The sequence below is a fragment of the Terriglobales bacterium genome (assembly GCA_035457425.1).
GTDB lineage: Bacteria > Acidobacteriota > Terriglobia > Terriglobales > Acidobacteriaceae > JACPNR01.
In genome coordinates this window covers 1-13,554 of the sequence record DATIBR010000075.1, presented here as the reverse complement: position 1 = coordinate 13,554, position 13,554 = coordinate 1, and the positions used below count along the sequence as shown (strand labels likewise).

Annotated in this window: 15 protein-coding genes; 7 read left to right on the top strand and 8 right to left on the bottom strand. The window is 67.5% G+C overall.

Translation table 11 applies throughout. The annotated features are described in order from the left end of the window. Positions 1-139: 139 nt before the first annotated feature. The 4 genes from VLA96_05635 to VLA96_05620 all read right to left on the bottom strand — a co-directional run bounded on the left by VLA96_05635 (position 140) and on the right by VLA96_05620 (position 4,468). A complete protein-coding gene (locus tag VLA96_05635) occupies positions 140-634 on the bottom strand; it encodes a methylated-DNA--[protein]-cysteine S-methyltransferase (GenBank protein ID HSE48671.1) in 495 nt (164 codons plus the stop codon). Between the two features lie 129 nt (positions 635-763). Continuing rightward, positions 764-1,807 (bottom strand): OmpA family protein, encoded by a 1,044-nt coding sequence (locus tag VLA96_05630; GenBank protein HSE48670.1) that lies wholly within the window; start codon positions 1,805-1,807, stop codon positions 764-766. 530 nt (positions 1,808-2,337) lie between these two features. Next, the gene (locus tag VLA96_05625) at positions 2,338-2,832 is read right to left on the bottom strand and encodes a response regulator (protein HSE48669.1); all 495 of its coding nucleotides are present in this window, start codon (positions 2,830-2,832) and stop codon (positions 2,338-2,340) included. A gap of 4 nt (positions 2,833-2,836) precedes the next feature. Next, positions 2,837-4,468 (bottom strand): ATP-binding protein, encoded by a 1,632-nt coding sequence (locus VLA96_05620; protein HSE48668.1) that lies wholly within the window; start codon positions 4,466-4,468, stop codon positions 2,837-2,839. Between the two features lie 235 nt (positions 4,469-4,703). Here VLA96_05620 and VLA96_05615 point away from each other — a divergent pair, with 235 nt between their 5' ends. The 5 genes from VLA96_05615 (at position 4,704) to VLA96_05595 (ending at position 9,334) form a co-directional block, all read left to right on the top strand. Continuing rightward, positions 4,704-4,955, top strand: a complete 252-nt coding sequence (locus VLA96_05615) for a hypothetical protein (protein HSE48667.1) — start codon at positions 4,704-4,706, stop codon at positions 4,953-4,955. Between the two features lie 100 nt (positions 4,956-5,055). Continuing rightward, entirely contained in the window at positions 5,056-5,298 is a 243-nt protein-coding gene (locus VLA96_05610) for a hypothetical protein (GenBank protein HSE48666.1), read from the top strand. A 41-nt stretch (positions 5,299-5,339) separates the two neighbouring features. After that, positions 5,340-6,752, top strand: coding sequence for a M20/M25/M40 family metallo-hydrolase (locus VLA96_05605; GenBank protein HSE48665.1), 1,413 nt, complete (start codon positions 5,340-5,342; stop codon positions 6,750-6,752). 216 nt (positions 6,753-6,968) lie between these two features. After that, the gene (locus VLA96_05600; protein ID HSE48664.1) at positions 6,969-8,378 is read left to right on the top strand and encodes a UDP-glucose/GDP-mannose dehydrogenase family protein; all 1,410 of its coding nucleotides are present in this window, start codon (positions 6,969-6,971) and stop codon (positions 8,376-8,378) included. After that, positions 8,378-9,334, top strand: a complete 957-nt coding sequence (locus VLA96_05595) for a UDP-glucuronic acid decarboxylase family protein (protein HSE48663.1) — start codon at positions 8,378-8,380, stop codon at positions 9,332-9,334. Before VLA96_05600 ends, VLA96_05595 begins: the two co-directional genes overlap by 1 nt. A gap of 192 nt (positions 9,335-9,526) precedes the next feature. On the opposite strand, the gene VLA96_05590 is transcribed toward VLA96_05595, so the two are convergent. Further along, the gene (locus VLA96_05590; GenBank protein HSE48662.1) at positions 9,527-9,814 is read right to left on the bottom strand and encodes a helix-turn-helix domain-containing protein; all 288 of its coding nucleotides are present in this window, start codon (positions 9,812-9,814) and stop codon (positions 9,527-9,529) included. A 112-nt stretch (positions 9,815-9,926) separates the two neighbouring features. Here VLA96_05590 and VLA96_05585 point away from each other — a divergent pair, with 112 nt between their 5' ends. Together VLA96_05585 and VLA96_05580 are read left to right on the top strand one after the other, a co-directional pair. Beyond that, a complete protein-coding gene (locus VLA96_05585; GenBank protein HSE48661.1) occupies positions 9,927-10,292 on the top strand; it encodes a VOC family protein in 366 nt (121 codons plus the stop codon). A gap of 30 nt (positions 10,293-10,322) precedes the next feature. Further along, positions 10,323-10,751 (top strand): hypothetical protein, encoded by a 429-nt coding sequence (locus tag VLA96_05580; protein HSE48660.1) that lies wholly within the window; start codon positions 10,323-10,325, stop codon positions 10,749-10,751. Between the two features lie 232 nt (positions 10,752-10,983). Here VLA96_05580 and VLA96_05575 read toward each other — a convergent pair whose 3' ends face one another. The 3 genes from VLA96_05575 to VLA96_05565 all read right to left on the bottom strand — a co-directional run. Continuing rightward, positions 10,984-12,111, bottom strand: coding sequence for a deoxyguanosinetriphosphate triphosphohydrolase (locus VLA96_05575; protein ID HSE48659.1), 1,128 nt, complete (start codon positions 12,109-12,111; stop codon positions 10,984-10,986). Between the two features lie 48 nt (positions 12,112-12,159). After that, positions 12,160-12,726 carry a peroxiredoxin gene (locus tag VLA96_05570; protein ID HSE48658.1) on the bottom strand — a complete coding sequence of 189 codons (567 nt, stop codon included), beginning with the start codon at positions 12,724-12,726 and terminating at the stop codon, positions 12,160-12,162. 76 nt (positions 12,727-12,802) lie between these two features. Then, on the bottom strand, positions 12,803-13,554 hold a 752-nt coding region (locus tag VLA96_05565; GenBank protein ID HSE48657.1), incomplete at its 5' end, for a tetratricopeptide repeat protein.

Genomic DNA, 13,554 nt, shown 5'->3' with positions numbered 1-13,554 from the left:
CCCCCCGCTGCCGCGGTGGGCTAAGACCCGGGGCGTCGCCTGCGGCGACTCGGATCGCTCTCGGGTCCGCGAGGACCCACCGCTGCCGCGGTGGGCTAAGACACGTGACGTCGCCTGCGGCGACTTGTGTAGGAACGCGCTACGCGAGGGCGCCTTCGAGGCGGAGGAGGGCGAGTTTCTTGTCGAGGCCGCCGCCGTAGCCGCCGAGCGAGCCGTCGGCCTGGAGGACGCGGTGGCAGGGAACGACGATGGCCATGGGGTTCATGTGATTGGCCTGGCCGACGGCGCGGCTGGCCTTGGGGCGCCCGACTTTTTTCGCGATGGCGGCGTAGGTCGTGGTCTTGCCGTAGGGGATGCGCATGAGCGCCTTCCAGCAGCGCTTCTGGAACTCGGTGCCGTGGAGGTCGAGCTCGAAGCTGAAGCGGGTGCGCCTGCCCTCGAAGTACTCGCGGAGCTCGCGGATGTAGGCGGCGGTCTTCTCTTCGGAGAAGGCCCAGAGGTGGCCGTTGTTGCGCGTGCGATAGAGGAGCGCGCCGGGCGAATCGAACTCGAGACAGAAGAGCCCGCGGCGGGTGCAGCCGACGATGAGCGGGCCGACCGGGGAAGTGATCCTGGAATAGTAGATCGCCTCCATCAGACTTTCTCCCTTAAAACAAAACTGCGCTGCCGAAAAGAATGTTGGGCAATCTACCACTTCGGCGGAAAAAGAAAAGCCCTTTGCATCTCTGCAAAGGGCCGGTAGGTGGAAAAAGTTGTAGAGAAGTTACTTGGGCTGCTCCTGCTCGTTGGAGGAGGTCGCCTTCGGCTGCTGGGCCGGCTGAGGCTGGCTCTGCATGTTCATGGAGCCGGAGACGCCGCCCTGGCCGATGCTGGAGCTGGCAGGGGCGGGCTGGGCCATCGAGGCGCTCTGCTGGAGGTCGGCGATGCCGTTCTTCAGCAGGTGGACTTCGACGCGGCCACCGCGGGTGCGGCGCACCTTGCCATCGGAGTCGGTGACCTTGGCGTTGCCCATGCCGACGGTGAAGACGCGGTAGACCGGGATCTCGTGGTTGATGACGAGATAGCGGACGACGGCGTCGGCCATGCGGCGGGAGTTCTCGACCGCGGCGGAGCCGGAGCCGGAGGAGAAGCCCTGGACCTCGACGATGTAGCCCTTCTGGTCCTTGAGGGACTCGGCGACGTCATCGAGCGCGTCCTTGGCGCGCTTGCTGAGGACGCCCTGGCCGGGACGGAAGCGGATCTCGATCTCGCTGGCCGCTTCGTACTGGTCGAGCTTCTCGACGGCGCCCTCGACGACCTGCAGGCGAGCGCTGGCCTGGGTGGCGGTCTGGTGGGCGAGCTGGGCGCGGTTGCCGGCGTCGACGGCGTGCTGGTCGGCCTCGGTGGCCTTGAGGGTCGCCAGGCGGATGCCTTCGGTGGCGCGGGCGTCGACGTCCTTGATCATCTTGGAATTCTGCGCGGTGAGCTCATCGAGCTCGTTGACGCGGTCGCGGACAGGCTGGATCTGGCGCTGCGTCCACTTCTTGCGGGCGAAGGGATTGATCTTGCCCCAGAAGCCTTCGCGGGTCTCGATCTTGAGCGGCTCGCGGCCGGTGGCGTTGGTGGTGGTGGCGGGCTTGGTTTCGGTGCTCTGCAGGTTCTGCTGGTCGTGGACCGACTGCGAAGCCGGCGCAGCGGGCTGCGACGACGAATCCTGCTGGGCAAGGGTGGTCTGGCTGTTGGCGGGCGGGGCCTGCGGCACGCTCTGCTGCGCCACGGCCGGCAGAGCGAGGGCGGCTGCCAGGGCCAGGAGATAAGTCTTCTTCATTGCGGGTTCCTCCGAGAACGGATACCGGGGGAGCATCGGAGGGCCTGGGGGCCCGGAGAAGCTCACCTTTCAGTGGCGCGGTCCCAACGGGACATAAAGATGAAACGCGCTCGCCCTCCTCTATTACAGGTCGGTTGCCAAAGTCCGGCCGGGGAAATGGGGGATAAGTGCTTTGTTTGCAAGGGGGTTGGGATGGCGGCAGGAGCTCTGGACGGGTAGGAATTGCGGCGGTGGGTAATTTTTGACCCGGCGGGGCGGAGGAAACAACGAGTCGAGGTCGAGGGCGCGACATGAACGGAGCGCGGGGCAAAACGAAAGCGCCGGCGGGTCGCCGGCGCCTACCCGATCATTTTGAGCGCGATGGCGGGCGTCGCCCGCCTCCACACAGACAAGAGCAAAGCTTGAAACGCAGAGAGCACAGAGACAGACGAGGGCGCTGAGAGAGGCAGGGGCGAGGGCGGCGGGGACGCCGCCAGCCCTGCCGGCCTGGAGGCCAGCGCTGCGGGCCAGCGCTCCGGGCCAGCGCTGCGTCAGGAGCTTTTGCGGACGGCGATGACCGCGGGGCGCTTCTCGCGCTCGCGGGCGACGGAGCCGGGGGGCGGCTGGTTGATGACCGCCCAGAAGAGGCCGAGCTCCTGGATGGCTTCGACGAATTCGGCGAAGTCCACCGGCTTGACGACGTAGGCGTTGACGCCCAGCTTGTAGCTCTGGACCAGGTCCTGCTCCTCGCGCGAGGAGGTGAGGACGACGATGGGGATGGTGCGGAGCTCCTCGCTCTTCTTGACGCGCTCGAGCACCTGGAGGCCGTCGACCTTGGGCAGCTTGAGATCGAGCAGGACGACGGCGGGATTGCCCTCGGCGCGGAGCTTGAAGATGCCCTCGCGGAAGAGGTAGGCGATGGCTTCTTCGCCGTCGCGGACGACGATGACCTCGTTGGCGAGGTGGTTCTCCTCGAGAGCGGCGAGGGTGAGCTCGATGTCCTGGGGGCTGTCCTCTACCAGCAGGATAGGTTTGAGGTCGGGCATACGGTTAAGCGGACTGCTCCTTGTCTTCGATCCGCTTGGGGATCGAGAAGTAGATGGTGGCTCCGCGGTTGGGAGCCCCGGTGGCCCAGGCGCGGCCGCCATGGCGCTGGACGATGCGGCGCACGTTGGCGAGACCGATGCCGGTGCCTTCGAACTCCTCCACCTTGTGGAGGCGCTGGAAGACACCAAAAAGCTTGTCGACGTAGTGCATGTCGAAGCCGACGCCGTTGTCGCGGACGAAGACGATGACCTCGTCGGCGTCGTCGTGGCAGCCGACCTCGATGACGGCGTCGTCGCGAGAGCGGGTGAACTTGAGGGCGTTGGAGAAGAGGTTGCGGAAGACCTGGCGGAGCATGGCCTCGTCGGCGTAGAGCGAGGGGAGCTCGGAGACGCGCCAGTAGACGCGGCGGCCCTTGGCATCGGCGGAGGTGACTTCGAGGCGGACGTCTTCGACGAGCTGCGGGGTGTCGACGGCGACGCGCTGGAGCTGGTGGCGCGCGGTGTGGGAGAAGTCGAGGAGGTTGTCGACGAGCTGGCCGGCGTGCTGGCCGGCTTCGGCGATGGAAGCGGCGTAGTGGCGGGTGGTCTCGTCGGCGGCGTCGAGGCGCTTGAGCAGGAGCTCGGCGTAACCCATCATGTGGCGGAAGGGCGCGCGGAGGTCGTGGGAGACGGAGTAGGAGAAGGCCTCGAGCTCGCGGTTGATCTGCTCGAGCTGGCGGGTGCGCTCGGCGACGCGGCGCTCGAGGCTCTGGTTGAGCTCGTGGATCTCGGCCTCGTGGCGCTTGCGCTGGCTGACGTCGCGCAGGATCATGAGGTGGCGGCCGGGGATGAAGTCGGGAGTGGCGGTGTACTCGACGTGGACGACGCGGCCGCGGACATCGCGGAGGGCGAACTGGCCCTCGCGGCGCTCGGCCTTGCGAAAGACGATGCCGATGCGGCGGGCGACGGGGCCGAGTTCGATGAACTCAGAGATGGTCTTGCCGGTGAGCTGCGCGGGCGGCAGGCCGAAGATGCGCTCGGCGGCAGGATTGGCGCGCAGGAAGCGGCCTTCGTCGTTGAGGACGACGATGGTGTCGCCGGCGTACTCGAAGACGGTGCGGAACTGGTTCTCGCTCTCGGCGAGGGCCTGGGAGCCGACTTCGAGCAGGGAATCCTTGTGCGCAAGTTCCTTATGGGTCTCGGCGAGCTCCTGGGTGAGGCGGGAGATCTCGGCGAAGAACTCGGTGGCGCGGCCGGCCCACTCGCGGCGGCGGGCGGCTTCCTGGCGGATGGCCTGGCGGAGGGCTTCGGTGCGCGCGGATTCGCGGCCGGCGAGCTGCTCGAACAGGCGCACGGTTTCGTAGCGGGTGCGTCCGCCGATGACGAGGACGTCGTCGCCGTCGGCGGCGGCGGCGAAGTGCAGGGTCTCCGGCCGGCCCTGGACGGAGACGCTGAGCTCCCAGTCGAAGGCGCCGCCGGAGCGGCGGACGGCGGCGAGCATCTCGGCGAGGCGTTCGGCGCCGCCGTTGAGGACGAGCGCGGAGAGAGGCTCGCCGGCGGAGAGCTCGGGGCAGCCGAGGTGGTCGCGCAGCTTGCGGCGGACGTTCCCGCCGGCGTCGCATAAATAGGCGACGGCCTGATGGCTAGTTTCTGACAACACCGGTCGACTCGATTGCATTTTGCTACGGGGTCCGCTCCGAGGGAGCGGGTTACGCCACGCGCGATCCCCTCGACCTGCGGGCGCAGGGCTCGTTTTTCGCGAGCCTGTTCGGAGGGATTCGATGCTCCCTCGAAGGTACTAAGTTGCTTTTCGCGCCGGAGACAACACGGGTGCGACGCGGCGGCATCCATCGAAGCAGCCGAAGGTGTCCTTCGTGCGGTTAGACCAAGTCATGCGTCATTTCGTACCTGATCCGGGGCGCCTGCGCGCAGGCGTGATCGTCGAACAATCGGGCATCTACCGGGCGTACCACCGAGCGCACCGCATGCCGCATAACGTCTTTGTGCCGTCCGGGACGAGGCTGCCCGAGTGCCAGCGCTGCGGCGACGACGTGGAGTTCGCGCTGCTGATGGCGGGTCCGGAGGTCGAGGGCGATTACGACTTCGCGAACGGCGCCTCCGCGGCCGGCAAAGACGCTGCCTGACTCCCACCCTCCCCACGGAATCTCGAAACGCGATACAATCCTTGGCCTGCTCGGCGCAGTCCTTCCAAACCCCGGCAGAACGAACCACCTGGGGGAAGTAATGTACGTCGTCCCGAACGACCGGCTTCGACCCGGCGATACCGTGGAAGTCAGCGGCGTGTATCGCGTCTATCACCACGCGCACCGGCTGCCGCACAGCGTGTTCATCCCGGCGGGAACGGTGCTGCCGACCTGCCGCCGCTGCGGGAGCAAGGTGGAGTTCGGGCTGCTGCTACAGAGCGAGCCGCTCACCAGCGACCACGACCTGCTGGGACTGGGCGACCGGCTGACAGCGGAGCAATAAGCGATAAGCCATAAGCGGGCTGCTACAATCTTTTTCCTGCCATGCGCAAGATCCTTGTCGTTCTTCTCTTGCTCTGTCTGCCCGCGGCGACGCAGCAATTCGCGTCCGCGAAGCTCACACCCGAAAAGCTGAACCGCTACTCCGACCTGGCGCAGCGCTGGATGCAGGAATACCTGCAGGTGGACACGTCGAACCCGCCGGGAAACGAGGCGCGGGCGGCGGAGTTCTTCAAGAAGATCCTGGACGCGGAGGGGATCGAGAACCAGGTGTTCGAGATCGCGCCGGGGCGCGCGAACCTGTGGGCGCGTGTGCCGGCGACGGCGGCGGCGAAGAAACGGCCGCTCATCCTGCTGAACCACACCGACGTGGTGACGAGCGTGGCGGAGCGGTGGAAGCATCCGCCGTTCTCGGGCGCGCTGGACGAGGGGTCGCTGTATGGGCGCGGGGCGCAGGACATGAAGAGCGAGGGCCTGGCGCAACTGGTGGTGATGGTGATGCTGAAGCGGGAGAAGGTGGCGCTGGACCGCGACGTCATCTTCCTGGCGACGGCGGACGAGGAAGTGGACGGCATCGGCAGCGACTGGGTGATCCAGAAGCGCAAAGACCTGCTGGGCAACGCCGAGTTCCTGATCACCGAGGGCGGCGAGAACCTGGAAGAGCGGGGCCGGGTGAAGTACGTGGGGCTGGACGTGGCGGAGAAGTCGCCGTACTGGCTGGTGCTGACGGCGCACGGGCGTCCGGGGCACGGGTCGCGGCCGATCGCGATGAGCGCGCCGAACCGGCTGGTGCGGGCGCTGAACCGGGTGCTCGACTGGGAGACGCCGATGAAGGCGATCCCGGTGGTGGAGGAGTTCATGCGGCGCGCGGCCGACGACCAGCCGAAGGAGCGCGCGGCGCAGTTCCGCGAGGTGAAGAAAGCGCTTCGCGACCGCAAGTTTCGCGGGTGGCTGGAGCGGCAGGACGGGCTGAACTACCTGTTCCGCAACACGGTGACGCTGACGCAGATGGAAGGGTCGCACCAGACGAACGTGATCCCCAGCGTGGCGACCGCGCACCTCGACGTGCGGCTGCTGCCGGGCGAGAAGCCGGAGGAGTTCCTGGCGGCGATCCGGAAGGTGGTGGCCGATCCGGAGGTGACGGTGGAGCCGGAGTCGGAGACGTTCCGCATCGCGAACAGCTCGGGCTTCGACAACGACCTGTTCCGCGCGATCGAGAAGGCGTCGAAGGAGTATTTTCCGGGGGCGCCGGTGCTGCCGAAGCTCTCGAGCGGATACACGGAGAACCAGCGGTATCGGGAGCTGGGCATCACCTGCTTCGGATTCTCGCCGTACGCGGTGCGGGAGGAAGAGAGCGACACCGAGCACGGCGACAACGAGCGCATCCGGGTGGAGCAGGTGCGGCGCGGGTACCGCGTGCTGTACGACGTGGTGACCGAGGTCGCGGGCGCGAAATAGCGGAGTTTCTCGCGCCGGCGGGTCTCCGCGTGGTTCGCGATTAGCGGTCAGCGATTAGCGCGCCGGCGGGTCGGCGGCGCCTACCTCGGGAAAGGGCGGGTTACATCCACCTTTCCGCTTTCCGGCATCGAACTAGCTTCGGCGGGAGTGTCTCTGCTGCCTGCCGCAAGCGTCGGAAACTTCGTGTAGCCGAGCGAGTCAGGTCCGCAAGCCAGGATGAAGATCGCGATCGTCGGTTCAGGATACGTTGGGCTGGTGGCCGCGGGCTGCTTCGCCGAGCTGGAACACCAGGTCCTCTGCGTCGACAACGACGCGCAAAAACTCGCGGCGCTGGAGCGCGGCGAGTGCCCCATCCACGAAGAATTCCTTCCCGAACTCCTCAAGGACTACCGCGGCAACCGGCTGGTGTTCCGCGCGGACCTGGCAGGCGCGGTGGCGGAGAGCGAGGTCGTGTTCCTGACGGTGTCGACGCCGACGGGCGCGGACGGGAAGACCGACCTGACCAACCTCGAGCAGGCGGCGCGCGCGATCGCGCGGGGCATCGCGAGCGGCGGCGGATACAAGGTCATCGTCGAGAAGAGCACCGTGCCGGTGTTCACGGCGGAGTGGCTGGCAGAGGTGCTGGCGGTGAGCGGGGCGCCGCGGGAGCGCTTCGACGTGGTGGCGAACCCGGAGTTCCTGCGAGAAGGCTCGGCGGTGTGCGACTTCCTGTTTCCCGACCGCATCGTGGTGGGGGCGGAGAGCGAGCGGGCGCGCCAGGCGCTGCGCGCGGTGTACGCGCCGCTGACTTCGGGCGGATATTACGCGCGGGCCGACGCGATCCCGGCGCCCGACCGTGCGCGCATCCCGCCGCCGCTGCTGGAGACCTCGCGGCGGAGCGCGGAGCTGATCAAGCAGGCGGCGAATGCGTACCTGGCGCTGCGCATCTCGTTCATCAACGCGGTGGCGAACGTGTGCGACGCGGTGGAAACGAGCGTGGACGAGGTGCGGGAAGGGCTGGGGTCGGATGCGCGCATCGGGCCGGCGTTCCTGCGGCCGGGGATCGGGTACGGGGGCGCGTGCTTCGCGAAAGACCTGGCGGCGTTCCGCGCGGTGGCGGAGGAGCAGGGTTGCGACTTCCGGCTGCTCGAAGAAGTGCAGCGCATCAACGACGAGCAGCGCGAGCGGTTCCTGGAGCGCGTGCGGGAAGCGGTGTGGACGATCAAGGGCAAGCGGCTGGCGGTGCTGGGCCTGGCGTTCAAGGGCGGGACCGACGACATCCGGGAATCGCCGGCGCTGGGGGTGGTGGAGCGGCTGCTGGCGGAGGGCGCGAGCGTGACGGCGTACGACCCGGCGGCGATGGCGCGGGCGCAGGAGGTGTTCGGGGAGCGCATCGCGTGCGCGGAGGACGCCTACGAGGCGGCCGAGGACGCCGACGCGCTGCTGGTCCTGACGGATTGGGAGGAGTTCGCGGCGCTCGACCTCGGGCGGCTGCGGCAGGCGCTGCGCTACCCGGTGGTGGTCGATGGGCGCAACCTGTTCGACCCGGCGCGCATGGCGGAAGAAGGTTTCTACTACTCGAGCGTGGGGCGTCCACAGAGCGCGCCGCGGGAGCCGCGCGTGCTGAAGATGAGGAAGGCAAGCTGATGCGCGCGCTCGTCACCGGAGGAGCGGGGTTCCTGGGCTCGCACCTGTGCGACGCGCTGGTGGCCGAGGGACATCGCGTGATCGCGCTCGACAACCTGTTGACGGGAAGCGCGACCAACCTCGCGCAGCTGCGGAACGAGCCGCGATTCGAATTCGTGGAACACGACGTCGTCCAGCCATTCGACCTGGGCGCCGTCGACTACGTGTTCCACCTGGCGTCGCCGGCAAGCCCGGTCGACTACATGCAGCACGCACTCGAGACGCTGGCGGCCGGGTCGCAGGGGACCTGGCGGGCGCTCGAGTGCGCGCGGCAACACGGCGCGAAGTTCCTGCTGGCCTCGACCTCGGAGTGCTACGGCGACCCGCGGGAGCACCCGCAGCGCGAGACGTACTGGGGGAACGTGAACCCGGTGGGGCCGCGCTCGGTCTACGACGAGGCCAAGCGCTTCGCCGAGGCGACGACGATGGCGTGGTGGCGGTACCGCAAGGTGGACACGCGCATCGCGCGCATCTTCAACACCTACGGCCCGCGCATGCAGCTGAACGACGGGCGCGTGATCCCGAACTTCATGAAGCAGGCGCTGCGCGGCGAGGACCTGACGGTGTATGGCGACGGCTCGCAGACGCGGTCGTTCTGCTACGTGTCCGACCTGGTGGAAGGGCTGCTGCGGCTGGCGCGGGGTGACGACCACCTGCCGGTGAACCTGGGGAACCCGGAAGAGTTCACGGTGCTGGACTGCGCGCAGCTGGTGCTGCTGGTGACGCGGTCGCGCTCGCGGCTGCGGTACGAGGCGCTGCCGGAAGACGATCCGCGGCAGCGCTGCCCGGACATCAGCAAGGCGCGCGCGCTGCTGGGGTGGGAGCCGTCGGTGTGCCTGGGCGACGGGCTGAAGCGCTCGCTGGAGTACTTCCGCGCGGCGCTGGTGGCGGAGCAGTCGATGCGGGCGGCGTCATGAGGCGGCGTCTAGCGATCAGCGATTAGCGATTAGCGCGCCGGCGGGTCGCCGGCGCCTACCCCTCGACATACCAAAAGCCTGAAACGCAGAGAGCGCAGAGACAGCCGAGGGCGCTGAGAAAGACAAGGGCCGCGGCGTGGTTCCTCGACTCGCGCTTCGCTCGGAATGACGGCGTTATGGACGAACGCGTTCTTAGCGCGCCCAGGGGCGGAGCAGGGAGTAGCGCGGGACCGAGGTAGGGAGGTCGCGGTCGGCGCGCAGGAGGCGGCGGCGGGTGAGCAGGCGGACGGAGGCCTGGACCGCGGACTTCGACAAGCCGGTGGCGTCGGCGAGCTGCTGGAGGCTGAGCTGCATGTCCTCGTCGTGCGCCGATTTCCACCACAACGCGAGATACACGATGAAGGCCGCGGGGCGGCGGTCGTGCCCGGTGAGGTCGCGCATCAGGACGTTGAAGACGTACGGGTCGAGCAGCAGCGCCATTGGTCGATTATAACTATAGTCATAAATATACGACAATGAATCTTTGCGCCGCAGAGGCCCTTGCGCCGGGCTAGGCTCGGGATGCGGTACAAAACACTCGCAGGAGCAGGCGATGATCAAAGGCATCAAGTTCGCGAGCATTCCCGTCCGGGACCAGGACCAAGCGCTGGAGTTCTACACGCAGAAACTCGGCTTCCAGGTGCAGACGGACCAGGCGATGGGGCCGGGGCAGCGCTGGATCGAGCTCAAGATCCCCGGCGCCGACACGATGGTGGTGCTGTTCACGATGGAGGAGCACCGGGAGTGGATCGGCAAGCAGCAGAACCTCGTGTTCTGGGCCGACAACGTGGAGAAGACGTATGCGGAACTGGTGGGGCGCGGGGTGACGTTCGCGCATCCGCCGAAGAAGGAGCCGTGGGGGACGTACACGACGTTCGCGGATCCGGACGGCAACAAGTTCGTGCTGGGGACGAAGTAGCGGCTAGAATCGCGGCCAGCGAGGTGGGGCATGACGCACGGCATCAACTGGAAGCGGGCGCTGTTGGGCGGGCTGGCGGCGGGGCTGCTGTACGACGTGCTGGAGCTGACGGTCTCGCGTTTCATCGTGGGCGCGCAATATGAGGCCGAGCTGAACGCGATCCGGCACACGCAGCCGAGCATGGCGGGTTACGCCTTCTTCCTGGCGTGGGGGTTCGTGATCGGGATCGTCGGGATCTGCCTGTACGCGGCGGTGCGTCCGCGGTTCGGCGCGGGGCCGCGGACGGCGGCGCGGGTGGCGTTCGCGCTCTGGGTGATCGGCGACCTGATGCCGCAGATGGGGCAGGCGTTCATGGGGATCTTCTCGTTCTCGCTGATGATCAAGTTCACGCTGCAGCAGCTGCTGTTCATGATGGCGAGCGTGATCTTCGGGGCGTGGCTGTACCGGGAAGAGGGTTAGACGCTCGGACTCACGTCCTCGCTTGAGGGGTGCCGTCCCTAAAGGGACTCGGCTCTTTTTCGAGCCGCCTTACCCACCGCTGCCGCGGTGGGCTCAGACAAGTGCCGCCCCGCGTTGCGGGGCTGGTGTGTAGCAGGGCGGCATCTTCGGTCTTGGAAGCGGTCACGTTTCGAGGAGCGCGGGGGAGACGCGCGCGCGAGCGCCGGCGAGTCGCCGGCGCCTACCGGTGGGATCAGGGTTTCGAGCGGCCGCCGAGGAGTTTGGCGTGCTGCTCGAAGATGTAGTTATCGGTCATGCCGGCGACGTAGTCGCAGACGACGCGGGGCAGCGCCTGGGCGCGCGCGTATTCCTGGTAGGCGGCGGGGAGGGTCTCGGGGTGCGCGATGAAGTGCTGGAAGAGCTCGGTGATGACGCGCTCGGCGCGGTCCTTTTCCGGCCTGAGTCCCGGGCTCATGTAGACGTTGGCGTAGAGGAACTCCTTGCACTGGCGGCGCTGCTGCTCGACCTCGGGGCTGAAGGCGGCGAGGCGCTCGGGGTGGCGGCGGACGTCGTCGAGGGAGCGGACTTTGGCGGCGGCGATGCGGCGGCGGGTGTTCTCGATCAAGTCCGTCACCATCAGGTTCAGCATGCCCTTGACCGCCTCGTTGAACTTGAGCTTCTCGATGGCCTGGGGGTAGCGGCGCTCGACGTCGCGGTAGAAGGCCTCGAACAGCGGGACGCCGGAGCGGATCTGCGGGACGGCGAGGAGGCGGGCTTCGAAGGCGTCGTCGAGGTCGGCGGTGTTGTAGCCGATCTCGTCGGTGAGGTCGATGAGCTGGGCTTCGAGAGGCGGGCGCTGGTCGAGCAGGTACTCGGCGAGCTGGGGGTAGGTGGCGGCGTCGTAGTCGTGGGAGTGCTTGACGATGCCCTCGCGGACCTCGAAGGTGAGGTTGAGACCGCGGAAGTCGGCGTAGCGCAGCTCGAAGTCCTCGACGATGCGAAGGGCGTGGAGGTTGTGGTCGAAGGAGTCGCCGTGCGCGCGCATGGCCTGGTCGAGCGACTTCTCGCCGGCGTGTCCGAAGGGGGGATGGCCGACGTCGTGGACGAGCGCGAGGGCCTCGACCAGGTCGGTGTTCAGGCCGAGCTGGGCGGCGATGGTGCGGGAGATCTGCGAGACCTCGAGGGTGTGGGTGAGGCGGTTGCGGAAGTGGTCGGAGTAGCGGCGGGTGAAGACCTGGGTCTTGTTCTGCTGGCGGCGGAAGGCGCGGGAGTGGATGACGCGGTCGCGGTCGCGCTGGAAGTCGTTGCGGTAGGGATGCGGCGGCTCGGGGAAGCGGCGGCCGCGGGAGTCCTCGACGCGCACGGCGTAGGGCGCGGGCATGGAGAGATTGTAGATTTGTGATTTGCGATTTGCGATTTGTAATTTTGCTTACTTCAGCTTGCGCAGCTCGGCCAGGACTGCTTCGGGGCTGGGAATGTCGGGGACGGAGGTGGCCGGGTAGCGCCAGCGCTCGATGCCGTCCTTATCGAGCACGAGGGTGGCGCGAATGGCGATGTCCTGCCCGCGATTGCCTTTCTCGTGGAACAAGCCGTACTGGCGAATGGTGGCGAGAGTGGTGTCGCTGAGGATGGGGAACCTGCCGTTGACCTGCTTGTCGTAGACGAGCTTGGCGTGTTCCTGGTCGTCGACGCTGATGGCTACGATCTGGGCGTGGAGCTGGTCGAACTCGGCTTTGTGCTCCGCGAACCTGCGGAGCTGCATCATGCAGAAGGGTCACCAGTAACCGCGGTAGAAGATGAGGACCACGGGCTGGCCACGCAGCGCGGAGAGCGTGAGCGGCTTGCCGTCCTGGTCGGGAAGGGTGAAGTCGGGGACGGGCTTGCCGGCGTTGGAGGCGATCTGCGGCTTGGGATAGTTCACGTAGAGCGCCCAGTACGCGACGGCCGCGAACGCGACCAGCAGCAGGACCAGGGCGATCAGGAGCTTGCGCAGCATCCTGAGGATTCTAGCCATCCTCGCGAGCAAACAAAAGCGCCGGCGGGTCGCCGGCGCCCACCTGAACAAAAGACTCTTACTGCGGTTTGCGCGGGGACGGCTGCTGCTGGGCGAGGCGGACCTTGGCGGACTCGAGCTTTTTCTGGACGCGCGCGAGGTCGGCGGGCTCGACCTCCACCGCGATGGTCTTGTTCAAGGAGTCGAGGGCGCGCTCCCACTGCGCGGCGGCGAGCTTGAGCCGGCCGGTCTTCTGGTAGAGGTCGCCCAGGTGCTCGAGGATGGTGGCGTCGTCGCGCGACTTGTCGGCGGCCTTGCGCAGGTTCTCTTCGGCGAGCTCGTAGTTGCCGAGCTTGAAGTAAGCCCAGCCGAGCGAGTCGAGGAAGGCGCCGTTGTGGGGGTCGACCTCGACGGCCTTCTTCACGTAGCCGAGGGCTTCTTCCAGGCGGACGCCGCGGTCGGCGAGCATGTAGCCGAGGTAGTTGAGCACGGTGGGATTGCCGGGATCGGCGGCGAGCAGGCGCTTGAAGAGGTCTTCGGCGGCGTCGTACTTCTTCTGGCGCTCGAAGTAGCTGGCGCGGAGGAAGAGGATCTCGCGCTTCTCGTCGGGCGAATCGGAGAGCTTCTCGGCCTGGTCGAGGGAAGCTTCGGCGTCGGACCAGCGGCGGAGGCGGGAGTAGATCTGGCCGAGGGCGAGGTAGACGACGCGGTCGTCGGGCGTGCCCTTGAGCAGGGCCTTGGCGTCGGCGATGCCCTGGTCGGCCTGGCCGACGTCGGCGAGCTGCGCGGCGAGGACGAGGCGGAGCTCCTTGTCGTTGGGCATCTTCTGGA

Bases quoted from the DNA above. Each gene is read 5' to 3' on its own strand.
- VLA96_05635 (HSE48671.1), bottom strand. From the start codon at position 634: ATGGAGGCGATCTACTATTCCAGGATCACTTCCCCGGTCGGCCCGCTC.
- VLA96_05630 (HSE48670.1), bottom strand. From the start codon at position 1,807: ATGAAGAAGACTTATCTCCTGGCCCTGGCAGCCGCCCTCGCTCTGCCG.
- VLA96_05625 (HSE48669.1), bottom strand. From the start codon at position 2,832: ATGCCCGACCTCAAACCTATCCTGCTGGTAGAGGACAGCCCCCAGGAC.
- VLA96_05615 (HSE48667.1), top strand. From the start codon at position 4,704: ATGCGTCATTTCGTACCTGATCCGGGGCGCCTGCGCGCAGGCGTGATC.
- VLA96_05610 (HSE48666.1), top strand. From the start codon at position 5,056: ATGTACGTCGTCCCGAACGACCGGCTTCGACCCGGCGATACCGTGGAA.
- VLA96_05605 (HSE48665.1), top strand. From the start codon at position 5,340: ATGCGCAAGATCCTTGTCGTTCTTCTCTTGCTCTGTCTGCCCGCGGCG.
- VLA96_05600 (HSE48664.1), top strand. From the start codon at position 6,969: ATGAAGATCGCGATCGTCGGTTCAGGATACGTTGGGCTGGTGGCCGCG.
- VLA96_05595 (HSE48663.1), top strand. From the start codon at position 8,378: ATGCGCGCGCTCGTCACCGGAGGAGCGGGGTTCCTGGGCTCGCACCTG.
- VLA96_05590 (HSE48662.1), bottom strand. From the start codon at position 9,814: ATGGCGCTGCTGCTCGACCCGTACGTCTTCAACGTCCTGATGCGCGAC.
- VLA96_05585 (HSE48661.1), top strand. From the start codon at position 9,927: ATGATCAAAGGCATCAAGTTCGCGAGCATTCCCGTCCGGGACCAGGAC.
- VLA96_05580 (HSE48660.1), top strand. From the start codon at position 10,323: ATGACGCACGGCATCAACTGGAAGCGGGCGCTGTTGGGCGGGCTGGCG.
- VLA96_05575 (HSE48659.1), bottom strand. From the start codon at position 12,111: ATGCCCGCGCCCTACGCCGTGCGCGTCGAGGACTCCCGCGGCCGCCGC.